The 26785-nt window shown below is 43.1% G+C and carries 16 protein-coding genes and 2 rRNA genes (1 of these 18 cut by a window edge); 7 read left to right on the plus strand and 11 right to left on the minus strand.

Annotation, left to right across the window (positions count from 1 at the left end; all coding sequences use genetic code 11):
• The 5 genes from FKX85_RS08690 to FKX85_RS08710 form a co-directional block, all read left to right on the plus strand.
• Positions 1-978: ribosomal RNA gene (locus FKX85_RS08690) — 23S ribosomal RNA — on the plus strand (it extends 1906 nt beyond the left edge of the window).
• A gap of 102 nt (positions 979-1080) precedes the next feature.
• Positions 1081-1192: ribosomal RNA gene (gene rrf, locus FKX85_RS08695) — 5S ribosomal RNA — on the plus strand.
• Positions 1193-1837: 645 nt separating this feature from the next.
• Entirely contained in the window at positions 1838-2155 is a 318-nt protein-coding gene (locus FKX85_RS08700) for a hypothetical protein (protein WP_141614357.1), read from the plus strand.
• Positions 2156-2370: 215 nt separating this feature from the next.
• Entirely contained in the window at positions 2371-4275 is a 1905-nt protein-coding gene (locus FKX85_RS08705) for an ABC-F family ATP-binding cassette domain-containing protein (RefSeq protein ID WP_141614358.1), read from the plus strand.
• Between the two features lies 1 nt (position 4276).
• Positions 4277-5302: a flavin-containing monooxygenase gene (locus FKX85_RS08710; protein WP_141614359.1), complete on the plus strand. Its 1026-nt coding sequence runs from the start codon at positions 4277-4279 to the stop codon at positions 5300-5302.
• A gap of 39 nt (positions 5303-5341) precedes the next feature.
• Here FKX85_RS08710 and FKX85_RS08715 read toward each other — a convergent pair whose 3' ends face one another.
• The 11 genes from FKX85_RS08715 to FKX85_RS08765 form a co-directional block, all read right to left on the minus strand.
• A complete protein-coding gene (locus tag FKX85_RS08715) occupies positions 5342-6205 on the minus strand; it encodes a nucleoside phosphorylase (protein ID WP_141614360.1) in 864 nt (287 codons plus the stop codon).
• 10 nt (positions 6206-6215) lie between these two features.
• A complete protein-coding gene (gene trhO / locus FKX85_RS08720; protein ID WP_141614361.1) occupies positions 6216-7175 on the minus strand; it encodes an oxygen-dependent tRNA uridine(34) hydroxylase TrhO in 960 nt (319 codons plus the stop codon).
• A 130-nt stretch (positions 7176-7305) separates the two neighbouring features.
• Positions 7306-7944, minus strand: a complete 639-nt coding sequence (locus FKX85_RS08725) for an acetyltransferase (protein WP_141614362.1) — start codon at positions 7942-7944, stop codon at positions 7306-7308.
• A gap of 55 nt (positions 7945-7999) precedes the next feature.
• Positions 8000-9292, minus strand: a complete 1293-nt coding sequence (locus FKX85_RS08730) for a DUF2851 family protein (RefSeq protein WP_141614363.1) — start codon at positions 9290-9292, stop codon at positions 8000-8002.
• A 302-nt stretch (positions 9293-9594) separates the two neighbouring features.
• Positions 9595-11673, minus strand: coding sequence for a TonB-dependent receptor plug domain-containing protein (locus FKX85_RS08735; protein ID WP_168196238.1), 2079 nt, complete (start codon positions 11671-11673; stop codon positions 9595-9597).
• Between the two features lie 78 nt (positions 11674-11751).
• Positions 11752-12546: a tetratricopeptide repeat protein gene (locus FKX85_RS08740; RefSeq protein WP_141614365.1), complete on the minus strand. Its 795-nt coding sequence runs from the start codon at positions 12544-12546 to the stop codon at positions 11752-11754.
• Positions 12547-13098: 552 nt separating this feature from the next.
• Positions 13099-13302: an HTH domain-containing protein gene (locus tag FKX85_RS21895; RefSeq protein ID WP_141614366.1), complete on the minus strand. Its 204-nt coding sequence runs from the start codon at positions 13300-13302 to the stop codon at positions 13099-13101.
• A 469-nt stretch (positions 13303-13771) separates the two neighbouring features.
• Positions 13772-14590 carry an orotidine-5'-phosphate decarboxylase gene (gene pyrF, locus FKX85_RS08750; protein WP_141614367.1) on the minus strand — a complete coding sequence of 273 codons (819 nt, stop codon included), beginning with the start codon at positions 14588-14590 and terminating at the stop codon, positions 13772-13774.
• Positions 14591-15661: 1071 nt separating this feature from the next.
• Positions 15662-16315, minus strand: coding sequence for a LolA family protein (locus FKX85_RS08755; protein WP_141614368.1), 654 nt, complete (start codon positions 16313-16315; stop codon positions 15662-15664).
• A 30-nt stretch (positions 16316-16345) separates the two neighbouring features.
• Positions 16346-18820: an FtsK/SpoIIIE family DNA translocase gene (locus tag FKX85_RS08760; protein ID WP_141614369.1), complete on the minus strand. Its 2475-nt coding sequence runs from the start codon at positions 18818-18820 to the stop codon at positions 16346-16348.
• Positions 18821-18883: 63 nt separating this feature from the next.
• Complete coding sequence (locus FKX85_RS08765; RefSeq protein ID WP_141616746.1) at positions 18884-19924, minus strand: quinone-dependent dihydroorotate dehydrogenase; 1041 nt, start codon at positions 19922-19924, stop codon at positions 18884-18886.
• 350 nt (positions 19925-20274) lie between these two features.
• Between FKX85_RS08765 and FKX85_RS08770 the strand changes: the two genes are divergently transcribed.
• Positions 20275-22656 carry a glycoside hydrolase family 95 protein gene (locus tag FKX85_RS08770; RefSeq protein WP_229239808.1) on the plus strand — a complete coding sequence of 794 codons (2382 nt, stop codon included), beginning with the start codon at positions 20275-20277 and terminating at the stop codon, positions 22654-22656.
• A 931-nt stretch (positions 22657-23587) separates the two neighbouring features.
• A complete protein-coding gene (locus FKX85_RS08775; protein WP_141614370.1) occupies positions 23588-26782 on the plus strand; it encodes a SusC/RagA family TonB-linked outer membrane protein in 3195 nt (1064 codons plus the stop codon).
• The last annotated feature ends 3 nt before the right edge of the window (positions 26783-26785 follow it).

The raw sequence follows: 26785 nt of genomic DNA on the forward strand, positions 1-26785 counted from the left end.
AAACGGCGGCCGTAACTATAACGGTCCTAAGGTAGCGAAATTCCTTGTCGGGTAAGTTCCGACCTGCACGAATGGTGTAACGATCTGGGCACTGTCTCAGCCATGAGCTCGGTGAAATTGTAGTCGCGGTGAAGATGCCGCGTACCCGCAACGGGACGGAAAGACCCCATGAACCTTTACTGCAGCTTAGCATTGGCATTGGGCAAACAATGTGTAGGATAGGCCGGAGGCTGTGAGCCGGCGTCGCCAGGCGTCGGGGAGCCACTGTTGAAATACGGCCCTTTGTTTGTTCGGTGTCTAACCCGTCAAGGACGGGGACATTGCTTGGTGGGTAGTTTGACTGGGGTGGTCGCCTCCAAAAGGATAACGGAGGCTTCCAAAGGTTCCCTCAGCACGCTTGGTAACCGTGCGTGGAGTGCAATAGCATAAGGGAGCTTGACTGTGAGGCCGACAAGCCGAGCAGGGTGGAAACACGGGTATAGTGATCCGGCGGTACCGTATGGAAGGGCCGTCGCTCAAAGGATAAAAGGTACTCTGGGGATAACAGGCTGATCTCCCCCAAGAGCTCATATCGACGGGGAGGTTTGGCACCTCGATGTCGGCTCGTCACATCCTGGGGCTGGAGAAGGTCCCAAGGGTTGGGCTGTTCGCCCATTAAAGTGGCACGCGAGCTGGGTTCAGAACGTCGTGAGACAGTTCGGTCCCTATCTGTTGCGGGCGTGGGAAACTTGAGAGGATCTGACCTTAGTACGAGAGGACCGGGTTGGACGGACCGCTGGTGTACCGGTTGTGGTGCCAACTGCACTGCCGGGTAGCTACGTCCGGAAGGGATAAGCGCTGAAAGCATCTAAGTGCGAAACCCACCTCGAGATGAGGTTTCCGTATAGGGTTGTCAGAGACGATGACGTTGATAGGCTGCAGGTGTAAAGCCGGAGACGGCATAGCTGAGCAGTACTAATAGCCCGAAAGCTTGCCTGTTTGGAGTTGTATTATCTTTTGTAGGGTCGAAAGGCTTATAAGGAACAGAAAGGAAAAAAAGAAACGCGTTGTCCCTTTTCAGAGAGGGGCACATAAAGAGCTTAGGGCGGTACGGCACAGGGGATCCACCTCTTCCCATCCCGAACAGAGAAGTTAAGCCCTGTCGCGCCGATGGTACTGGGGTCACACCCGGGAGAGTAGGTCGCCGCCCGATTTTATCAAGGCCCTCCGTATATACGGAGGGCCTTTTCTTTTTTATACCTGGGTGTCCCGTACACGGCTTTCCAAAGAAGGATATCCCCAACCACCGGAATCCATGTTTTTCGGATCAATCAATATTTCTGGGGGCGGGAGAAGATTTATATTCATTTGGTATGTCGCCACGAAGTCGCCAAGACACGAAGTGTTTTGTAGGCAGGTTCCAAATTTCATGGAAAACAAACAGCTTTGGGTCTTAGAATCTTTGTGGCAAAAAAACAAAAAGGAAATCCTATTAAAATAAAGGGATTCATGCCCTCAACTTTTTCGCTTGCCTCCTTTTTAGCATATTTTGAGGACCAAGCAATATTTCTGGAAGATGAGAGATTTCCAGGTGGTTTTGGTAAGCATATTTCTCTTTAATTTAGCAATAGTAATGCGTGCTCCGGTATAAAAAAATCAGCGTAAATCTTATTAATTTGCATCATCTGCGTGCTATCGAAACCAACCCTAATCCCCACAACTTTTCCGCTTGATCCATTATGCCCTGCCTCTTCCAAATGGGTTTTAACGTGAATTTATGGGCATTATTTCAGCGTAATCTACTAAAAGCCACTTGTGGTTTGTATATTGATATTGTATTTACCTAATTGACTTAACTATGGCCACTAAGAACACATCTTTTGACGAAGTAGAAAAATTACTTCAGGAAATCGGGCATAAAATTGAAGAACTTATCACCAAAGGCGCTCAAATGAGTGGGGATGCTAAAGTGGAAGTGGAAAGTAAAGTAGAAGCGCTTAAAAAGGATAAATCTTCTATTGAAAAGGAATTCCATAGACGGAAGAAAGAGTTTGAGGAAGAATATAATTCAAAAAAGGCGTCCGTAAGCCCTATGCTGGAGAAGTCCAAAGCGCATTTCCTGGCTGGGCTCAAAGAATTAACGCAAGCAGTCAAGACCCTTATCAAGAATAAATAGGCAGCTTTATTGCTATCTTACTATATTAGTATAAGTTTTCACGAAAGAGGGTAATTATTCAGCCTGCTCCAGAATACCTAATTCTCCATTCTAAGCATTTACCAAACAATCGCCGCAGTGTATGCCTTTCTGTTCTTGCCATTAAACAATAGAAGCTTTAACTATTTCCCAATAGACATTTGCTTCAAACGAGCAATTTTTGCTTATTTTTGGACATGAATTACCTTTCTGTAGAGAACCTCTCCAAAAGCTTTGGAGACAAGCCGCTTTTCCACCAGATTTCTTTTGGAATAGATCAAGGGCAAAAAATTGCTTTAGTAGGTATTAACGGTGCCGGAAAATCCACCTTAATGAAGATAATCATGGGACTGGAAATTCCCGACGAGGGAGATGTGGCCATGAATCATGGCATAAAGACAGCCTATGTGCATCAGAATCCCGTTTTTGAAGCAAACTTGTCCATTTATCAAACCTTGTTTTCAGACTCATCAAGTGAGCCGATAAAGGCGATTGAGCAATATCAAAAAGCGATGCTAATAGCTCAGTCGGGCAAGGATAATGCTGATGAGCTTAATGCCATCATGGAAAAAATGGACAGGCTACAAGCCTGGGACTTCGAATATCAAATAAAAGAAATACTGGGAAAACTTGGACTTCATGACACCGATCTTCCAGTTGGTAATCTCTCTGGAGGCCAACGGAAGCGGGTGGCATTGGCCAAGGCTATTTTGGAAAAGCCAGATTTACTATTGCTGGATGAACCTACCAATCACTTGGATCTAAAAACGATTGAATGGTTGGAAGAGTATCTTTCCAAGGCTAATCTGTCGCTTTTTATGGTTACACACGACCGTTATTTCCTAGAAAAAGTTACCAATGAAATATTGGAGCTGGATGCTGGGAAAATTTTCAGGTACAGTGGTAACTACAGTTATTTCTTGGATAAAAAAGCAGAAAGAAGGGAAATCGAAGCGACCGAGCAGGAAAAGGCGAAGAGCCTCTATAAAAAAGAACTCGAATGGATTCGCAGACAGCCTAAGGCCAGAGGCACCAAAGCCAAATACCGAGTTGATGCTTTTGAAGCAACTAAAGAAAAAGCATTCCAACGAAAGGAGGAACGGGAAGTGGCCCTTCAGGTGTCGGCTAAGAGACTTGGCGGTAAAATTGTTGAAATCGATAAACTCTTCAAGCACTATGGGGATAAAGAGATTGTCACTGATTTTTCATATACCTTTAAAAAAGGCGATAAAATTGGGATTGTGGGGCCAAACGGTGCAGGTAAAACCACATTCTTAAATCTTCTTACAGGCGCCCTTGCCCCTGATAAAGGGGATGTAACCATTGGCCAGACCACTGCTTTTGGCTATTACAGGCAAGAGGAGGGATCATTTGATGAAAGCAAGCGACTTATTGATTTGGTGAAGGAAGTAGCAGAAGTGGTCACACTGTCCAATGGCAGCACAATTACGGCATCGCAATTCCTCAATCAGTTTGGTTTTCCACCTAAGCAACAACATACCCCAATATCCAAGCTCTCAGGAGGTGAAAAAAGGAGGTTACAGCTCTTGATGGTCTTGATCAAGACGCCAAACTTTTTGATTCTTGATGAACCAACCAATGATCTAGATATTGTTACTTTAAATACTTTGGAAGAATTTTTGGAAAATTTCCCAGGTTGCATGATTATTGTTTCACATGATCGGTACTTTATGGATCGTTTGGTGGATCACATCTTTGTGTTTAAAGGTGAAGGCAGGATTAAGGATTTTCCGGGCAATTATACTGATCTAAGGGAGTGGGAGAAGGAAGAGGAGGCCAAGGCTATTGCTGAAAAGCAAGCGGCCAAGGAACAAAAACCCCTCCAGCAAAAGCCCCCTGAACCTACCAAAAGGGTCAGTAAAGCCTCTTTTATGCAAAAGCAAGAGTTCAAAGAAGTGCAGCAAAAAATCAGTCACCTTGAGGAAGAGAAAGAAAGCCTCATCAGTAAAATCAATCAAGGTGCCGAAGATCATGAGGCCCTTTTGGAATGGTCTACTACGATCCAACGTATTGATGAGAAACTTGAAGAACTTGAATTCAGATGGCTTGAACTGAGCGAGTTGGATGATATTATGAATTAGGATGAAAGAAATTGAGTATGTAATCATTGGAGCTGGCCAGTGTGGCCTGTCAGCGGGCAGGTATTTGCAAAAGGCCAATAAGGATTTCATTATTTTGGATCAGCACCTTGAGGTGGGGGATTCTTGGCGAAATCGTTATGAATCGCTTAAGTTGTTTACCCCTGCTGCATACTGTCAGTTACCGGATTTAAAAATGGCTCTCCCCCCAAATGTCCGACCTACAAAAAATCAACTTGCTGATTACTTTTCACGTTACGCTAGCCATTTTAACCTCCCTATTCATACCAAAAACAGGGTCGCCGAAATCACCAAGACGGGAGAAACGTTTTTTATTAAGACAACCTTTGAGGAAATAAAGGCCAAAAAAGTGATCGTTGCCAATGGTCTGTGCCAAAAGCCATTTATCCCTGAGTGGGCTGAAAAGTTGAATATCCCTTATATCCATAGTAGCCAATACCGAACACCTATCTCTGTAAAAGGCAAAAAGGTGCTGGTCGTAGGAGGGGGGAATTCGGCTGCTCAGATTATTGCTGATCTTACCAGTTATTTTGATATTCACTGGTCTACGCTACGGAAGCCCAAATTAAGGTCTTTGACCGTGTTGGGTAAAAATATCCTTTGGTGGGGAGATAAATTTAATCGCTTGGAAAAGGCTCCCAAAGTAAAGAAAATCAATAAGTCCGAACCTGTTTACCTTTTTGATGAACTTAAAAAGAGCATTAGAAAAGCTAAAAGACAGCCGGAGGTGATCGGAGCGGGAAGTAATCAGGTTACTTTCTCTAATCAAAAAACCGAGCAATTTGAATTTGTGCTTTTTGCCACAGGATTTCTCCCTGATTACAGCTTTGTAAATATCGAGGGTTTTGAAAATGACATGGATACGTTAAGAAAGCAGCATGGTATTTCTAAGATTGCCGGGCTGTACTTTTTGGGTATACCCTTTCAGCGCAGCAGAAGCTCTCACCTTATATATGGTAGCCAGAGAGATGCTGAGTTTATCGTAAGGCATGCCAAAAACCCGGTTTAGTGGCCATTAGTTTAGGGGGATAGGCCAGAAATGTGACTATTAAATACCCTCCAAGGTATGGCGGATCAAGCGGTTCACTACCGCAGCTGGATCATCTACGAACTCGTGCGTAATACGATTGGCTACAATGGCATTAAGGCTGAGAACCTCGTGACCAAGCATTTTTCCCATGGCATAATACCCCGCGGTTTCCATCTCGAAGTTGGTAAGTTGAAAGCCATCTACATCAATAGCTGCCAGTCGTTCGATAATGTCCGGTAAAGCAGGCTTAAGTCTCACTTCTCTACCTTGTGGGCCAAAAAATCCTGGGCAAGTAGCGGTATTTCCCATAACCACTTCGTTTGTACATAATCTATTAAGCAGGCTCTTGGAGCCTTCAAAACAGTAGGGACGAAAACCTAACTGTAGTGATTGCTGAACAGCATCCCCTATGGCCAGTTCTTTTTGGCTGTAGTCCGCTGTATAATATTGCATTAAGGTATCCAAGCCCACGGCAAAGTTAGAAGCAACCAGTGCCCCTGCGGGAATCTCTTTACGCATGCTTCCTGAAGTGCCTACCCGTACAATCCGGAGGGTAGTATGTTTGGGCTTGATCTTTCGTGTCTGTAGATCGATATTGACTAATGCATCCAGCTCAGTCATAAAAATTTCAATATTATCAGTGCCCATTCCTGTACTCATCACGGAGAGTCGCTTTCCCTTGTAAGTACCCGTGTGAGTTACAAACTCCCGCTTGGCGACTTTCACCTCTATCTGGTCAAAGTATTGCGAAATCATGCCTACACGCTCGGGATCACCCACGGTAATAATACTTGAAGCCAGAAATTCTGGCTTCAAGTTTAAATGATAGATGCTTCCATCAGGATTAATGATAAGTTCAGATGCTGGAATTACCTTAGCCATCGTTGATTGGTTATATTTTTTCCGGCTTTCTATGCAATCCTTTGTAGGGATTGTAACCATTGGTGTTTTTTTGATAGTAGCCTGTGCCGTCGTACGGACGTTTTTCGGGATGCTCCTTGCATTCGTCGGAGCAAGCTCCTTCATATTTCCAGCCACATTCCTCACAGATAGGCACGTGGATGTTGCATTCCGGATTGGCACAGTTGACCATGCGATCAGATATCGTCCCACAACAATGGCACTTGGAAATCACTTTGGGATTGACCTTGTTTACATCTACGGCGACCCTATTGTCAAATACATAGCATTTTCCTTCAAAATCTGCTCCATCTGCTTCCATGCCATATTTGATGATTCCCCCGTGCAGTTGATATACATCTTCGAATCCCTGCTCAAGCAGATATGCAGACGCCTTTTCACATTTGATTCCGCCAGTGCAGTAGGTGAGCACCTTTTTGTTTTTGAGATGCTCAAGCGCTTTCACTTTTTCGGGAAAGTCCCTGAAATTGTCGATGTCCAGTCTTACTGCATTTTTAAAGTGACCAAGTTCATGTTCGTAATTTGACCTTACATCCAGGATGACCACATCATCCTGATCCTTCAATGCCCTGAATTCAGCAGGTTCGAGGTGTTTACCTGCTCGTAAGTTTGGGTCGATGTGACGAAGGCTGGAATGAACTATTTCAGGTTTTACCCTTACATGGATTTTTGCAAATGCATGCTTGTCAAAATGATCCACTTTAAATTCCGTTTTTGCAAATCGTGGATCTGATTTTACATATTCCATGTACTTGTCACAATCTTCCTTCAGACCGGAAACTGTGCCGTTCAGGCCTTCAGATGAGATGATGATTCGTCCCCGGATATTGTTTTCTACACAGAATAAATGATGTTCTTCTCTGTATGCCTCAGGATCCTTGATCTCGGCGTAGCAGTAATACAGTAAAACGCTATAATCTAAATTTTCCATAACTAAAGCCCTGTTTCCGACAGGGTGTTTTGGTACAAGTTTAAGTTATTAAGTTACTAAAATATATGGTTATTTGTCCACGGTTCTTCGCTAGGAATCCACCGCTGATAGTACCATTTATTGCCCATCCTTAATTCTTCATTGCCACGGCAGGATTACCAAAAACTGTAGTTTCTTCCTCCACGTCGGCCACCACTACTGAGCCAGCTCCTACACGCGCGTCCTTTCCGATTTTCACACCGGCTACCACCGTCACACCAGAACCGATAAAGGCTCCCTTCTCGATGGTCACCCCAGAGTTGATCACAGCGCCTGCCCCTACCTGTACAAAATCGCCCAGCTTGGCACCGTGGTCAATGGTAGCAGCGGTATGGAATATCCCGTGACTGCCTATTTCGGCACCTGTCCCAATATTTACCCCGGCATTAATGAAGTTTCCATGACCAATAACCGCATCAGTGGAAATATAAGCCGTTTTATGAATTGCATTTATGGGCTGGGTCTTTCTTCTTTCATTGAGCAATTTTACCAGAAATTGCCGATACTGATTATCATCCACTGCCACAAAAGCCTCGGATTTTTTACCGATTAGCTTCAAATAGCCATCATCTTCCGGGTTTCCCAATACGGGAACGACGTTTATCTCCGTACCGTGCAGGCTTTCGTCCTCATCCAAAAAGCCATAGACCGTAACCTCATTGCTGTTGAATATTTCCAAGGCTGGCTGGGCGATGCCTTTAGCACCTAATATAATTACTGGTTTTTCCATGCTTTCAGTCGTTTAGTCCGCAAAATTACAGCAAATTCCTGTTGGAACCAAAACATCATTTTGCTGGTCTCAAGACGTTTTGCCCAATTTTACAATCCAGGCATTTTTTTGGATGGCAATAACCATGGTGGATGCCGATCATTCCTTGCGTATCAAAAGCATTTTCCGGTGACCAATCTTCCTTTTCAAAGGATGCGATTATCCGGTTTTGCTCTGCCGGGATTTCTTGTAAAAAGTCAAAACACCGTTCCCGCCAAGGCGCCTCATCTACAAATTGGCCATAAGCATACCAAAGTGGCACAATGAAATTGATCCCCAGCAGATAAATGGTCTGATTGCTTAGCAATCTATTTTGGCGTTTTAGACCAGGTTTGCTCAGTTGATAATGATGTTCCCAGTAAGTGTTTGGTTTTGCATGAAAAAACACCATTAAATCTTTTATGGAATGAATTTTTTTTGTCAGAAAGGAAAATAGACCTGGGCTTTTGGAAAGTACTGCTGCAAGTTGGCCAATACGGACCGAGGGGTAATTACTCGGCCTTACCCGCATAAATCGCCATTCAGAAGGATAAACAGCTTCCTGTAGCTGATACTTTTTTCGGTAAAATTCATATTCCTTCTTTAAAAAAATGGTATAATCATCCGCTTCAGATTGATAGCAAAAGCCTGCTTGGCCTAGCAGTAAGGCTTCCTGTATCAATGGTTGGTCGGCATGTTTTTTAAGCAATCGATAGGGCATGGCACGTGCCAGTTTGAGCATGGGCGTGCTGTTCACTTTAAATCCGAAGCAATAGAAAAGCCATCTGTAGGCCACTTCTTCCCAGTCACCGGCGGTGGCTGCCACTTCTTTATGGATGAGCGATGATTTGAGGTGTAACCGTTCTACCAGTGCTCGTTCGAGCATAGAAAACTTGATGATGGGCTTTACATGATCCAAAAAATCGCTGCAAAGCAATTGTTTGCGCGTATTTATCAATCGTTGGTAGTTTCTAAGTACATCCAGGAACACTTTGCCTTTTAGCGCTAAGGTGGGAATAGTGGTGCCATCCTTTCTGCGCACTTCCTGATCATGCTCCCAAACGACGTGCAGGATGACCGAGTCATAATTTATATCCTCTTCATGACCATGGGCATTCCAATCAGAGGAACGGATATGAACCTCAATATTACCAAAAAGATCTATTTTGTCAATGACGATATGCGCCTCTGAAAAGTCCGGTCCTTCATGGAAATTTTGAAAACCAATTTTCTTGATTTCCAACTCCGAATCAGCGACCGTCGTCAGTCCCCGTTTGTCAAAATATTGGTACTTCCACAAAGCATGGATGAAATCCTCCTTAAAACTCATGATAAAAAGTCATCTTGAATTTGAAATTCTAAAACTAAACCATTTCCCATGTTCTGGAATTTAGCGGAAAATCTGATAAACAGAAAAATATCCTCTAGGAAACCAATAGTTTAGGTTTTTACCGATTATAACTGGCGATAAATAGTAGTAAAACTATGTTTTGTGTTGATTTTGTTTCACTATTCTATCCCCTCTTCAGTCTTATCAGCCTGCCATCCTACTTCCCGCATCTTCACTGGTTATATCTGTCAAGCAACTTTGCCATTTCCGCCTGGAGTTTTTGTGTAAGATCCTCTTACCAATTAATAATTTAATTGCCATATTAAACCGATATAGACTGTCCTAAGCTGGTAATAATCAAAGTGCTTGATCGAATAATTCTGGTTATACTGTGCTGTTCTTTCGTTACGAGTATTAAAAACATTGTTCAGTGAAGCAAATGCGATCAAAGCGTTTTTGCCCAAGGACATGTACTTACTCACACCAATATCGAGACGACCATAGCTCCCATATTGCTCATTGAATAGATCAACTGAAAACATTGGTCTATAGAAGCCTGACTGGTTATCGAGTGTGGCACCTGCTACTTCAGTATAGTAGGTGCCTGGACGTTTATTATATATTAATGACATGGAAAATAGGTCAGGGTTATTATACTTCAATGCGGCTTTTATCAGGTAATTCAGGTCTTTAGGCCCATGGTAAGACTCCTTTCCAATCTTTATTTTTTGATCTATAAGAGCGTTGGAAATAAAAAAACTGAGATGCTTTTGAATGCTATGTTCGCAGAAAAACTCCAACCCAAAAGTAGTCAACCTATCAGTAGAAAAATTAATATTAACAGGCTGTTCACCTGTTTCATCTTTAAAATAAATAGCAGCTTTTACCTTGGTACCCTCCAGTTCATATGAATAATCTAAAGCTACTTGGTGACTGAACAGGGGCCGATATGTTTTAGTATAATAGCTCGGTTGAGAATAACTGTGATATCTACCTCCGCTCAGCAAAAAGGTGTGTTTTTGATTTTCTTGGTACCTTAAGCTTAATTGGCAACTTAGGTAATCTTTTTGGTTTTTGACAGGCAGATTCTTACGCATACCTGATGAAAGCAACCACTTGTCGTTAATATCCCATTTTGCATACCAGAAGCCCTCCAGTAAATGATTACTGGTAGAAGTTCCTGAAAACTGGCTGGGCGAATCAGGCGATAACGCATAATAATATAACGGCTGATCATCTCGAAAGCTATTTCGTCTAAAGTCATGCGAAATCCCCAAGTGTAGATTTAGCCTTTCCCATATCTCCCGTTCATAGCTCATCGACGTAAATAATTGACGACGCTTTTGCCTGGAATTAATATTGCCAAAACGAAAGTGCTGAGAAGCATTGTCCGCTCCAATATTTAAACTGAACACAGCTCTTTTTGAATAAAGTCTTAGATTATTGACCGTAAAAAATCTCCTGCTATTTGTAGCGTTCTTTCCTTTAAAGGTAAACTGCTCACCATAACCGTCAAACTGTTCATCGATAAAATAATTGTAAGAATTCAAATCGACTTTTTTCCCAAGTCTTTGATGGAAATTGATTCCCGCGTCTTTAGTATAAAAATTATTCACATAGGGCAGCTTTTCCTTTTGGATACCCACAAAAGCATCCGAAAACTGGTAATTGCCATAAGCCTGAACAAAGGAAATATTTTTTTTGATATTTTGTGATAGCATAAAGCCAGTACTTGCCAAACTGGCGGAAAGCTGTAATTGATTACCCATCAAGTTTTTTAACGTCTGAATCTCAACTAACCCGGCACTCGTGTTGCCATAGGTCAACGGGGGATTGCTGGCATAGACATATTGTTTATCTATCATTTCGGGATTGAATAAACTAAAGAAACCCTGGTTATTCAGTTGGCTGGACCTTACAGGATTATAGATAGGTACACCATTTAACATCACCCTTGACCTGTCCGGAGAACTTCCTCTCAGTGAAGGGTTGGCTGTTTCATCGACAGTGGTTGAAGCAGGCAAAGCGGTAATGGCTTTTAAGGGGTCTCCCTGGGCCATTGGATTGAAGTATATGTCCATTTTCTCCATGCGTACCACCGAAAATTGCTCGGATATAGGATCCTTTGTTGTAATTATGATTTCCTCTAATGTCAGATCGGTTCCCCTCAGCACGACCGTTAGCTCCTTAAGCTTGTCAATGGAAGAAAGCAAGATTTTTTTGGTTTCATAACCAATGAAAGATACTACCAATGTATCATTGCTATTACCGATATCCAAGCTGAATTTTCCGTCAAAATCAGTAGTTACACCGTTTTCTGGAGCTGATTGCGAAAAAATATTAGCGGCGAACACTGGCTTTCCCCTTGTGTTTTTTACCACTCCATTTATAACAGATTGACAAAAAACAGCATCTTCAATAAATAGTAAGAAAATGATGATAAATAAAATCCTCACCGATTAATCTACCAGTTTTGGAGCAAGCTGGTTAATAGTATAACTCTCTGGAAATTTGGAAATCCCTTCCTGAAAATATTTTTTTGCCAGCCCCCACTTTTCCTCTTTTATATAAAGCTTGATCAGCAGTTCATAGGACTCCTCCTTTCCCCAAGAGGGCAAATACGGGTTTTTTACTTTTTGGGCAGGAAGAGAAATCGCTTTTAGTAGGTATTGTTCAGCTTTTTTTCCCCCACCATATTTTTTGGGCGTATGGAAATCATTGCTCCCATACACGTAATAAGCCCTTAGGTTGGTGGAATCCTGGGCTATTGCCTGCTTTATATTACTTTTGATGTCCATCGAAATAACCATTGCCTTTAATCCCTTGAATTGAATACCGAAGCCCTGTAGCATGGCAAGAAGTGCATTGTCTTCCGAGTTTCTTTTCTTCAACTCTTCCAACAATTCTATTCCCTTATCGATTTCCTTTTCTGCATTTTCCTTATCGCTATTTTTGAGATAAAATATGGAAAAATAGAACTGTAAATAAGCCCGCCAATAGGTGATTATCGGTTGTCCCTCTGTTTTATTGAGTTCAGTTAATTGATCACTTAATTGAACAAGTGAACTTTTGTCCTGGGATACCACACTTTGAACAAATACATCATATATTTTATCTTGTATCCCTACAAGTAAGGTGTCGGGATTTGCCAATTTTAGTTGCTCTTGGTAGCTTGGACCTTCTGCTTGAGCTGATTGGGATGTATTTCCCGTACAGGAAATAAAAAGCAGCGAAATAAATAATAATCGTATCATAGCATGAACGTTTTAAATTTTACAAGTGAGACAATAATTAGGGTCCATGTCATAAAATGGGCGTACCATCTTAGCGTATATTGATGTTTCTGGAAATGTTCCTTATTATTTTTCTTTGATTTATTTCTTACTTTATCCTGCTTATTATTACTTGCCATTGCTATGGTGAAGTCAGAATAAAATGGATTGGTCTCAATAGTCAGCTGGACTACAAATGCCCAATACAAAGCTTCCAACCCGAAAAAATGATAATAGATGGAAGTTAAATTACAAACCCCATATTGGATAACTCCATCTGCTTGAAACAAACTATCTTTAAACTAATTCTTCACTGTCTCCCCAACTACAGCAAGTGTTACAGTTACAACAGGTACAACAGCAGCACGGTACTACTAACAAATCGTGCCCAAGTGATCTTCGGCTAAGTCTTGTTATTTTCATGGTGAACTAGCGTTTTGATTAATTATTATGAATGGCTTTTATTTCGAGTTCATTCTATCCCCGATTCATTTGCTAAATTTCAACCATCAGGAGGACAGATTCTGTCCTCTCCTATTTTTCATTAAGAAAAAATCTCATAGACACCTTACAATAGCTAATTTTGTATCCTTGGTCTCTCAATTCAGCTATCATTCTTTTTACAGTTCTCCGGCTTACTTCAAAATTGTTTGCAACTTGAGACAAGGATATACACCTTCCTTTTTCAATCAATTCCAGTAAATAGTCTAGTTTTTCCTTCCGTTCAATAAATCTCATTTTTGGCTTTCTTTATATAAAAAAACAAGGTTTAGCCTAAAAGCGATTAAGAATCACTTAATACATGATTTCTGTTCGTTCAACCAATTAATCAAAAAGCTCTGAAATTAATATAGCCAATAGATAGTGTAACAACAAAATATAATGTATAAAAATCAGTATAAAAAAGTATAATATAGTAAATAAAGATGGTTTTAAGTAATAAAAACCTGATTTAACACCCTTAAGCTCAGTTCAATTTAAAAATCGTCACTGCTAAGCGTAAGAAGGGAGTTTGAGGGAAGGAACTATGGCAGCTCGTCGCGGCGAGTTGCCGCGGCCTTTTCCAGCGCACTATACAGCCTAAAGGGCTCGCGATGAATTGTTGTATAATACTAATTATGAGTCGAACTCAGGTCCCTTATTAAATGGATGGGAGACGAATACCTGCCCCATTCCATTTGGATCGGTCATCCTACTTCCCGCACCTTTATCGGCAATACCGCTCCAGGTACTTAGCCATCTCTTTCTGAAGTTTCTTAGCCTCTAACCTGGCCTGATCGCCAAAATCCTTACCATCGGAAGCGTAAATAATTCCCCGGGATGAATTCACTAACAGGCCACAGCTCTTGTTCATGCCGTATTTGGCCACTTCCTCTAAGCTTCCTCCCTGGGCACCGACTCCGGGTACCAAAAAGAAATGTTCGGGAGCGTTGCTTCTCACCTCAGCGATTTTTTCTCCGCGAGTAGCCCCTACGACATACATTAGGTTATTATCCGTTCCCCACTGTTGGCTCTTTTCGAGGACCTGTTGAAATAGTGGCTTGCCACCTTCTGTTTCCAGTACCTGGAAGTCCTTACTGCCTTCGTTGGAGGTTAGCGCCAATAGGATTACCCACTTATCCTCAAATTCCAAAAATGGGCTCACACTATCCTTTCCCATGTATGGCGCGACAGTAATGGAGTCAAATTCCATTTGCTCAAAAAATGCTTTGGCATACAACTTCGATGTATTGCCGATATCCCCTCTTTTGGCGTCAGCAATGGTAAAGATATCCTTCGGGATATAATCAAGCGTTTTTTGGAGACTTTCCCAGCCCTTGGGACCCAGGGCTTCATAAAAGGCAATGTTGGGCTTATAGGCCACTGCAAAGTCCGCGGTTTTGTCTATGATCTCTTTGTTAAATGCAAAGACCGGATCTTCTTCTTTCAAGAGGTGCTGAGGGATTTTTCCCAAGTCCGTATCCAAGCCTATACATAGAAAAGATTCTTTTTTCTGAATATTGCCAAAGAGGGTTTTCTTGTCCATTTTTTCTGAAGGTTTTCGCAAAAGTATAAAATAACCCGCCAATCTGAAACCCCGCGTTCGTGATTGAGTGATTTTTCAATAAAAGTAAAATACATCCTTCTCCTGGCAGGTTTGGTCTAAAACCAGGACAGGTCATTGAGGCTTCCCGGGAAAGCGGAAAAGTTGGGGCATGAAACCTTTTTACCTGAGTCGACTATAAATTCGATGTCATTCCGTAGCGAGCCTGTCTGGTGCCAAACAGGCCTGTCTTCGGCCAAAGGAAAGCCCTTTAGGATGGGGTGTGGTTCGGAAAAGGCGTAGCAACTCACCGTGGAGAGCTGCCACGATTCCTTTCCATAAATCCCCCTCTAAGCCTCGCAGGAAGGGTGTTTTTCGAGCTCAGGTTATTATAAAAAATCAGCGCAAATCTTATTAATCTGCGCCATCTGCGTGCTGTCGGAACCAACCCTAATCCCCTTATTTTAATATGGTTTCTTTTTAATTTTTTTGCCACAAAGACCCGAAGGCACAAAGGGGGATTTGTCGTGCAATTGGCATCTTTTATTTACAAATAATTTAGTGGCTTGCTTTTTTTGCTACAAAGATTCTAAGACCAAAGCTGTTTGTTTTCCATAAAATTTGGAATCAGCCTACAAAATACTTCGTGTCTTGGCAACTTTGTGGCGACATACCGAATATATGGAAACCGGATCAAACCATATTTCCAGGGGAATGTCCTTGGGTTAACCAAATAGGAACAATAGGGCGATACTTCCCCAATCGACTTAGCTGCTCACCCTATGTTTTAGGTGATGACCACTTGAATTGTATTTACCTCCAACTTTTCGTTTTATCCAATCTATTTGCATGCCATCCAACAAAAGGTAATGGCTTGGTCAAGCCTCTGTTATTAAAAAAAAAATCAACGGATATCTTCTCTATCGGCGTCATCAGCGTGCCATCAAAATGGTTCCACAGCCCCAACTTTTTCACTTGATCCGGCTTGACCGAATAACAAGACCTCATCACTGAGAAAGTAAGCATAAAAAAAGCCAGCAAGTATGCTGGCCGATAAAGGGGGATGGCATGGGACTAGCGTAAGTCAATGACTTCCACACCGGGATGTTTTTTGGGATCAAAAGTGAAAAAGGATTTTCCTAAATTGACATCAGTGTCCACTTCGTTAAACTCGTACTTAAAGGTCCCTCCGTCACTATCAGATACTTCCCACGCCAAAAGATCTTTATTGCCTTTATCCACAAACAAAATGATTTTTTGGAATTGCGCTTTGGTATTTTCGGCAGTGAGTAAAATTTCTTGGATGTTCTTGCCATTTTGGTTTTTCTCACCTTTCAGCTCAAAATTATAGCCTTTTTTATACAAGTTGTAAATACTTGATGGCGTGAGTTCGTCAGTGTTTTCACTGACCGTGTTTACGGTAACCTCTTGGTAATTATTGGATTTGATAAAGGTCCAAACCGTTTCGCCATCATTATAAACCTCCTGATCTGGTAGAACCAATTTATACCGATCGCCATTTACGGCCACTTCGCCTGTGCTTCGCTGGCTGGCTCCGTCCAGGTCATTGTAATAATAATATTCAAAAGTGGCTTTAAGCCCATCTAGGGACTGATAGCGCTCACTCATCTGATCCAGCAGTGCCTTGGCATCAGGATCTTTTTGTGCCCATAAATTTGTATGTATACAGCCTATAAGCAGACTGAGTAGGATGATTTTCTTTAACATAATTGTAATCCAGTTAGTAAGCTCTCGCTATTAGAGGCTACTCAATAACTGTTCCAAACTAACTTCATCTTGAATTAATACTTCCCTTGCTTTGCTCCCCTCAAAAGCACCTACTACTCCTGCAGCTTCCAGCTGGTCAATGATCCTTCCTGCGCGGTTATACCCAAGCTTTAACTTTCTCTGTATCAGCGAGGTGCTTCCTTGCTGATGCATTACGATCAACCTGGCGGCATCTTCAAAAAGCGGATCACGATCGCTAAGGTCCACTTCCCCCACACTGCTGTCTCCATCTTCCCCTTCAAATTCCGGCAAAAGATAAGCATCACTGTATCCTCGCTGCTCTCCGATCCATTCACATACCCTTTCTACTTCAGGCGTGTCCAAGAAAGCACACTGAAGGCGGATGACATCAGAGCCCTGCGATAGCAGCATGTCCCCCATGCCAATAAGCTGTTCGGCGCCACCTGCGTCCAAGATAGTCCTACTGTCCACTTTGGAAGTCACCCTAAAAGACAGCCTGGCAGGAAAGTTTGCTTTGATGATACCAGTAATCACATTTACGGATGGACGCTGTGTGGCCACTACCAGGTGGATTCCGATCGCCCTTGCCAGCTGGGCCAGCCGAGCTATTGGCCCTTCAATCTCTTTGCCTGCAGTCATCATTAAGTCCGCCAACTCGTCAATCACCAGTACAATGTATGGCATGAATTTGTGCCCTTTTTCAGGGTTGAGCTTTCGGGCTACAAATTTGGAATTGTATTCTTTTAGGTTTCGGCAGCCCGCATCTTTCAGAAGGTCATACCTGTTGTCCATCTCGATACATAGGGAATTTAGCGTGTAAATTACTTTCTTGGTATCGGTGATGATCGCATCTTCCGCGTTGGGCAGTTTGGCAAGGAAATGCCGTTCGATTTTATTGAATAAGGTCAATTCCACCTTCTTCGGATCGACCAATACAAATTTCAACTGCGAAGGGTGTTTCTTGTACACCAGTGATGCCAAGATTACATTCAAACCAACGGACTTACCCTGGCCAGTAGCACCGGCCATCAGCAGGTGGGGCATTTTGGCCAGGTCAAAGACAAAGACTTCATTGCTAATGGTTTTGCCCAGTGCAACAGGAAGGTCTTTATCACTCTTCATGAATTTTTCCGTTCCCAGTACGGATCCCGCAGCTACCAGTTCCCTGTTTTTATTGGGAACTTCTATACCAATGGTGCCTTTTCCGGGAATGGGGGCAATAATCCTAATTCCCAGTGCCGCCAAACTCAGGGCGATATCATCCTCCAGGTTTTTGATCTTTGAAATTTTTACCCCGGGATCAGGGACAATTTCATATAACGTGACGGTAGGGCCAATGGTCGCTTTGATCTCTTGAATCCCGATTTTGAAATTGACCAGGGTTTCGACGATCTTGTTTTTGTTTTCTTCCAGCTCTTGTCGGGTCACGGTTACCTTTTGCTGGTCGTATTCATTGAGCAGGTCAATACTCGGATATTGGTAACTAGGAAGATCGAGAGTGGGGTCGTAGGGATCCAGGTTCTCTACTTCGCTGACTTTCTTCTCTTCATGCGCACCCGTTTCTACGGTGAACTTCTTATCGTCAGCTGCTTTTTCCTCTTCCTGCACATCATCGGCTGTTTCCAGTTCATCAATATTGAAGGCCGGTTCTGAAACAGGTGCCTTTTTCTTCTCAGCTTGGTTGGATTTGATCGTCCAGCTCTGATCGTCTTCGTCCGGGTTTCCTTCCTCATCGACCATTGCCTCATCCTCTTCGCTCATTTCTGCCTGCATGCTGCTCCTTGCCTCTTTTACCACAGGAGCTGTAGGTTCATGGGCAGGTATTGGACCGTCAGATCCTAGATCGCTCTGTAGCCAGTCAATATGGGTGATGTTAAAGAAAAATATGACGAAGATCAGCAGTGAGCCAAAGATCAAAATGAACGTTCCCCAGCCTAGAAACTCATCCGCTAGTACGGCCATTTCGTAGCCAAATCCTCCGCTTAGAAACTGTAGGTAGTTGAAGCCTTTCAGGATGTGGACCACATAGCCGAGTAAAAGTCCTAGCCAAAACACAAAGAACAATCCAAAGGCACTGTACTGGGTCAAGGGAATCAAGGATTTTTTGAAGGCCCATTTGAAGCCAAGCAGAAATAGGAAAGGGGGCAATAAAAAGGCTGCCAATCCAAACCATCTAAAGATCAACCAATGGGATACATAAGCACCCGCATATCCAAGCCAGTTTCTGGCCTCAGCGGCATTTTGTCGCAAAGTAACTTCTGGGTTTCCGCCTGTTACTACGCTTTGATCCGCAGGGCCCGAGAACAAGTATCCCAAAAAGGCAAAGAACAAAAATAGCCCGACCATCATAAACAATATTCCAAATGAGAGCCCTATTTTCTTGTCTTTTAGCGCTCCCAATGAAAAGTTAAATGATGAGCTTTTCTTCTTTTTGGCTTTTTCTTTTTTTCTGAATGTATTTGATTTATAAGTGTTTGAAGCCATAATTCTTCAATATGTCCCTGGTATAATAGGTAAGTTAATTGTAATCGACTAATAATTAAAGCATCATTTGCTGTAATGCTCTTTTAGGCCTTTTTTGATGGCTTTCATCAATCCTGGCCCTTCGTAAATCATCCCAGAGTAAACCTGTACCAATGAAGCACCTGCCTCAAGCTTTTCGATAGCGTCATGAGCACTGAAAATCCCTCCCACGCCGATAATAGGAAAAGCTTTTTTGGATTTCTCGGACAGGTAACGAATGACTTCCGTACTTCTTTTACCAAGGACCTTGCCACTAACGCCTCCTGCACCCACGGCTTCCACCTTGCTGGCATCCGTCCTTAGCCCAGATCTGTCTATGGTCGTGTTGGTCGCTATCACGCCATCGATCTGTGTCTCTTTGACAATTTCGATGATGTCATCCAGCTGTCCGTCTGTAAGGTCTGGGGCTATTTTAAGTAAAATAGGTTTGGGATGGTCTTTTTGGTCATTGCGCTCTTTTACGACGGATAGCAGTTGTTTGAGCGGTTCTTTTTCTTGGAGATCACGAAGGTTGGGCGTATTGGGAGAGCTGACATTCACCACAAAGTAGTCCACATAGGCATGCAAGGCGTCCAAACAATATAAATAGTCTGATGCAGCATGTTCGTTAGGGGTGACCTTGTTTTTTCCAATATTACCACCTATCAGTACCTTGGAAGTTCGCTTTTTCAATCTTTTCACAGCTTCGTCCACACCGCCGTTGTTAAAGCCCATGCGGTTGACCAGTGCTTCGTCTTCTGGTAGCCGAAACAGCCTTGGCTGGGGGTTGCCATCTTGAGGTTTTGGGGTCAGCGTGCCTATCTCGATGAAGCCAAACCCCAACATAGCCATTTCATCAATCAACTTGGCATCCTTGTCAAATCCAGCTGCCAATCCTACGGGATTTCTAAACTTCAGGCCAAAAACCACCCGCTCCAGTGATGGGTGCTCATACCCCAGCATGCTTTTGATGACACCTTTCACCAATGGCAAATTAAATGTGCTTTTTGTCAGTGAAAAGGTGAAGTGATGGGCTTCCTCTGCGCTTTTCTGGAATAAAAATGGCTTTAAAAGGGATTTGTACACAGACATTGTCGATTGATTTATCCGCTAAATTAATTGAATTAGACGAAACCTTCATGATGGAATAATTAATATATAGAAATCAATTACGAATCGTCAACATTAATTGTCTCCTAAAGCCTGAAAAGCAAGCACCTATTTCTTCTTATCGTTTTTGAAGAAGAAGTTAACGGATGAACCTTGACTTCTCCTTTTTATCCTAATGACTTGTGGAAATAGCAAAGATTGTATTAGAGATGGGTAAGGCTATTGAAAAATCCCATTAAGGCATATGCACTATTTTTCTTATATTTACTCATTATTCCTTTTCTAAAATTTTATCGTTTTTGTAAATGATTAACAGAAAACCCTTAATGATGCATAAATTTACCCTGATCCTCGGTCTTTTGGTGGGCGGTACTTTGTTTTCCTGCTCTCCTAATGTTTCCAATGAAAATCAAGATACTGCTTCCACCGTGCTGTGGTACGAACAGCCTGCTGCCACATGGGAAGAAGCTTTGCCAGTAGGGAATGGGCGATTGGGTGCCATGGTCTTCGGGCAGACAAATACAGAAAGAATCCAGCTCAATGAGGACTCCATGTGGCCGGGAGCTGCTGATTGGGGAGATAGCAAAGGTACACCAGCAGACTTGGCTAAGCTTCGAAAACTGGTAAAGTCCGGAAAGGTCCACCAAGCGGACAAAAGCATTATCGATATGTTTTCCTATAAGGCAATCGTACGTTCCCATCAGACCATGGGAGATCTTTATATTGACTTTGGTGAGGATAGGGAGATTAAAAACTATACACGAAAGCTGAGCTTGGATGATGCCTTGGCCACGGTGAGTTATCAGTCAGGAGGGGCGCAATTCACCGAAGAAGTTTTTGCTTCTGCCGTAGATGACGTATTGGTCATTCGTCTTACCACCACAGATGAAGCAGGGATGGATTTTAACCTTAGCTTAGATCGTCCTGAAGATAATGGTCACCCCACCGTACAGGTAAATGCTCCATCAGATAATGAATTGATCATGAACGGGGAAGTGACCCAATATGAGGGGAGTAAAGGAGGTCAGCCCACGCCGTTGGATTATGGGGTGAAATTCCAGACCAAGCTTAAGGTCATCCCTACAGGAGGGACCACTTCGGTGGAAAATGGAGCTTTGCGCTTGGAAGGGGTCAAGGAAGCCACGATTTATTTGGTCTGTAACACTTCTTATTACCATGAAGATTACGCTGCGAAAAACGATGAATCACTACAAGGGTTGGACTCAAAAGGATTCAAGGAGCTGCTTTCTGCCCATAAAGAGGATTTCAGCCAGTTCTATTCCCGGGTGGACCTGGATCTGGGAGACCATGAGCTTGACAGCCTAGCTACTGATAAGCGCCTTAAAAGGGTTCAGGATGGTGCTAAGGACGCAGGATTAGCTGCTACCTTGTTCCAATATGGCAGATATTTGCTTATCTCTTCATCACGCCCGGGGACTAACCCCGCCAATCTCCAAGGGCTATGGAACAAAGACATCAAAGCACCATGGAATGCAGATTACCACCTTAATATTAACCTCCAAATGAACTATTGGCCGGCAGGCCCTACCAACCTTTCCGAGATGCAGCTCCCTCTATTTGATTATGTGGATCAGTTAATAGAGCGGGGCAAGGTCACTGCTAAGGACCAATACGGTATCCATCGAGGAAGTGTGATGCACCAGGCTTCTGACCTGTGGGCTGCTCCTTGGATGCGTGCAAAGAGGGCTTATTGGGGCGCGTGGATTCATGGAGGTGGCTGGATATCCAGACACTACTGGGAACACTTCCAGTTTACCGGCGATACCACTTTTCTGAAAGAGAGAGGGTATCCCGCTCTAAAAGAATTCGCAGCTTTCTATATGGACTGGCTTCAGAAGGACGAACAGACAGGATTATATATTTCTTACCCTGAAACATCCCCCGAAAACTCCTACTTGGCTCATGATGGCGAGCCTGCAGCAGTATCCTATGGTGCTGCCATGGGACATCAAATCATTAGGGATGTGTTCCAGAATACCCTTGCTGCTGCAAAGGTGCTCTCCATCGAAAATAACTTCACCAAGGAGGTTGAAGAGAAATTGGCCGTGCTGTACCCAGGAGTGGCTATCGGCCCTGATGGGAGGATTTTGGAATGGAATGAGCCCTATGAAGAACCAGAAAAAGGGCATCGGCACATGTCCCATCTCTATGCACTGCATCCCGCAGATGACATCACGGAAAGCATTCCCGAAGCATTTGCCGGAGCACAAAAAACCATCGATTACCGCCTCCAGCACGGCGGGGCAGGCACTGGATGGAGCCGAGCCTGGATGATCAGTTTTAACGCGCGGCTTCTGGATAAGGAATCGGCAGAAGATAACTTGTACAAGCTCCTCCAGGTTTCCACAGGGAAAAACCTATTCAATGAACATCCTCCTTTTCAAATTGATGGAAATTTTGGATATACTGCAGGGATAGCCGAATTGTTGTTGCAATCCCATGAAGACTTCCTTCGTATTCTTCCCGCGCTGCCAGAAAGTTGGCAAAATGGATCCGTAAAAGGCTTGGTGGCCAGAGGAAACATTGAAGTGGATATCATTTGGGAAGGCGGGCAGCTGCTGAAACTTGGTCTAAAGAGTGCTTCTAACCAAACCAAACCCATTTTCTACAACGGTAATAAATTGGCCCTCACACTCGCAGCCAATGAAAAAATTTGGTTGGATAAAGATTTTAACCTGATTGACTAGATGGTGTGATCCATCAAATTGCCCAGGAGGCTGTCTCAAAACTACCGCATCATTTTGATAACAGTAGAAGGCTTACTGTTTTTTTATAGTGAAGTATAAGATTTTTTTACGCCTTCAGAATGATGAGTGATTCCAGTTTATGAGACAGCCTTTTTATTAAACCCTATACGTTTCTATACCGGATCAAGCAATATTTCTGGGGGACGAGATTTATAGGTGGCTATGGTAAGCATATTTCTCTTTAATTTAACAATAGGGATGCGTGCTCCAGCATATAAAATCAGCGCAAATCTTATTAATCTGCGCCATCTGCGTGCTATCGGAACCAACCTTACCCCCCCCAAAAAAAAACTTTTCCACCTGACCCTCTATGCCTTTATTTTTTTACGTGAAACTGCATTTATCGGCTAGTTTCGTTGTTTTAGTAGTTTTTATTACCACTAATTATAGTAATGATTCGATATCGAATCGCTATATCTTAGCTTTTAAATTTCGTTTGGTGCTTATTGTATTTTGAAGTGTTTTCAAATGCTTAATTTTTTAGTTAATAAATAATGTTTTGAAAATTTTACACTTAAAAAGTGTGTGTTTTTAGTAAATTTTACTACATTTATTTTTGTTCCGGAACATTAAACGAAATTATTCAAAAGAAATAGCAAATAAGAAGCAATGAAATGATGTAAAATAAGATAGTGTTGCTACCAAATAAAATAGCGTAATACGTTTTAGCAGCCAGTACCTTGCCCCAACGGTAAGTGGCTTAAGTAGTCTTTCTTAATTCACCCTACTAAGATTTTGAAAAGGAAGACAGCCAGGCCGCCCGATTGCCTCATTTGTAAAAGCGGGCAAGGTTTTGCGGGGAATCCGGTTTAGCCTCATGGATTCTTTTAAGAGAAATACTTCTAATCATAACAACTAAACACACAACAGTATGATGAAAAATATACTCGTTTTTCTATGCACTTTTTGTTTGTACGGTCTCGCGACAGCACAGACAATTTCGGTGACCGGAAAGGTCACTGATGCCGATTCCGGGGAGCCTATCCCCGCCGCTAATATCCTTATAAAAGGAACCGCTAAAGGAATGGTCTCGGACGTGGACGGTTCTTATCGTATCTCGATGGAGGAGGGACAGACCCTGGTATTCTCTTTTATTGGCTATGACACACAGGAAGTCCCTGTAGCTGATCAGCATGAGATAAATGTCTCTTTAAAATCGAGCGCCTCCGATCTTGATGAATTTGTAGTCGTGGGGTATCAGTCGGTAGTCAAGAGGGATGTAACAGGTGCTGTAAACAGCATCCAAAGTGAACAGTTGGAGGCTATCCCTGTTACCAATGTTGCGACGCTCATCGGTACGCAGAGTACAGGGATCCAAAGCGTCAACATCAGTGGAGCAGCAGGTGCGAGAGGTGCTTTGGTCATTAGGGGGAATACAGCGGTATCCAGCGGTCTCGATGGGGGTGAGCGGTTTACGGCATTTAGTAGCCCCCTGTATGTGGTCGATGGTGTCCAAACCTCCCTTGAGGACTTGGCGGGTTATGGTGTTTCCAATACGGATTATTTGGCTTCGCTGAATCCAAATGACATTGAAAGTATCGATATATTGAAAGATGCTTCCGCGTCTGCTATTTATGGATCACGGGGTGCCAACGGTGTGATCATCATCAAAACCAAGCGTGGTCAGGCATTGGATAAGCCTCAGTTTGACTTCTCCACAAGCATTGGGTTTCAGCCGATCCCTAATTTGGTGCCAATGCTGGCAGGGGCAGCAGAAAGAAGAACAAAAATGGGGATGTTGGAAAAATGGTGGGATCATGAATTCCTACTTTCAGACCATGTCCCCATCATGCTGACGGACAGCCTTAACCCAGCGTTCAATAATAGCGTGAATTATCAAGACCTTTTCTATCAGAAAGGCATTTCCCAGCGGTACAACCTGAGCATGAGGGGAGGCAGTGAGGAGACCAATTACCGTTTGTCATTTGGATATAATGATGACAAAGGTGTAGTAAAGGCAACGGGTTTTACACGTTACACCCTTAATGCCCATTTAAACACCAAGGTTGGAAAGAAGTTTACCAATCAATTTCTGGTAAACACTTCCTTTACCGAAAACCAAACAGGCCAGGGAAATCCAGGAGGAGGATCATTTAATCTGGACAACAGTCTCCCTACAAGCCCCAACAGCCTGAACTCTTCACTGTTCTATTTGCCCGAAGCTCAGAAACAATCTCTCCAGGGGGAACTTGATGAAAAGCTCAATACCGACGAACAGTTAAAAGTCACCTTTTCCAATTTTGCACAGTTGAAGATTATCGAAGGCTTGAAGCTCAATTCACAGCTTACATTTCAGTACGATCTGAACAAGAAAAACTTTTATGAACCATCCTCCATCAGGCCAAATGGTGATGGATTTGCCGCTTATTCCCTGTACACGAGGAAAAACCATGCCTCTGACCTCTATCTGGATTATTTCAAAACCTTCGGAGATCATGAGATCATTGCCATTGCGGGTAATCGTGTCGACTACAACAAGTATGAAGATATGAGAATGTCAGCGGTGGGCTTTGGAAGTGACGCCATCCAGGTAATCAACAACAGATATGAAAAAGACAATATCGATGGATACACGGATATCAGTGAGAATGCCCTTCTTTCCTATTATGCCAGGATGAGTTATAAATACAAGGACAAGTATCTATTGAGTGCCAACTTCAGTACAGATGGTTCTTCTCGATTTGGAAAGGATGTCCGCTGGGCCAAATTCGGCTCCTTATCCGCTGGCTGGGTGATTTCGGACGAACCATTTCTCAGGGAAGTGGCCGGGCATTGGCTGGATTTTGCAAAACTCCGGGCCAGCTGGGGAAGAAACGGCAAGCAGTTTAGCCAGAATTATTTGCGATTCGGTGCCTATAGCCTGGGATATGGCGGCACACCATCTGCAGGATACAATACCAACCAAATGAACGTATCTTCCTATGGAGGAATTACGGGAATAATTCCTAATTATGGCTCGATTGGCAATGACAAGCTGTCTTGGGAAGAATCCGAGCAATGGAACATTGGGTTTGATATAGCGATGCTTGATCAGCGGTTAAACCTTACTTTTGATGCTTACCATAAGAGTACTGACCAGTTGTTTTTTGATATTGATTTCCCCTCTTATTCGGGATATAATACTGCCAAAGCCAACGTCGCCGGGGTGCTGAACTATGGCTGGGAAGGTCAGATCCGCTATGATATTTTCCCAAGGGCCAGCCACTGGAAGCTCCAGCTTACCGCTGGTTTTGCCAAAAACGAGAACTATGTCAGCAAATTACCAAATGGCAACAGGGATTATCTGATCGGTTCCTATGGCTACGTGGTCGGCCGCCCGCTGAACTTATACAGGATTTTCCTCAATGACTATATTATAGATAATCTGGAGCAACTGCCAGTCAATCCCTATACAGGAGAGCCCCTTACCGGAAAATCAGCCTGGGCTAGTATCCGTCCCGGACTACCGATTTGGAAGGATATCAATGGAGACTACCTCTTGGATGAAGCAGGTGATCAGATCATGGCATTGGAATATTCTCCTGTTCCTGATATCCAGGGTAATTTCAATATTGATCTTCGTTATAAAGGCTGGTACCTACAGGCTTATAGTCAATTCTCTTTTGGCGCAGACATCATGAACACCGTACTGAATAGCTACATGGACAGGTATGACAGAGGTGGTACAAACTGGGCCACATCAGGCCTGGCTGATCTAAGCGAGTTTACCTTCTGGGAAAAACCAGGTGATGGTGCTGCAGGTGTACGCTTTCCTGCATTATTTCCTGCTGGCGGCGGTGAAAGTCCCTTTTACGCTTTCAGGGGAAATCAGTCTTTATGGATAGAAAGTGGAGATTACTGGAAGATTACCAATGCTTCTGTTGGCCACATGTTCAATAAGGACACCTTTATAAAAAAACTAGGTCTGAGTCGATTAAGGGTTTATATCTCAGTATTGAATCCCTATCAATGGCAAAAATCCAAGAGTGTCGTAGATGCCTCCATGGTAGATGCACGAGGACATGTATTGGGTAATGGATACCCGCAAGCTCAAACTTATTTCTTTGGTCTAGATGCTAGATTCTAAAAA

It is taken from the genome of Echinicola soli (genome assembly GCF_006575665.1).
Classification (GTDB): domain Bacteria; phylum Bacteroidota; class Bacteroidia; order Cytophagales; family Cyclobacteriaceae; genus Echinicola; species Echinicola soli.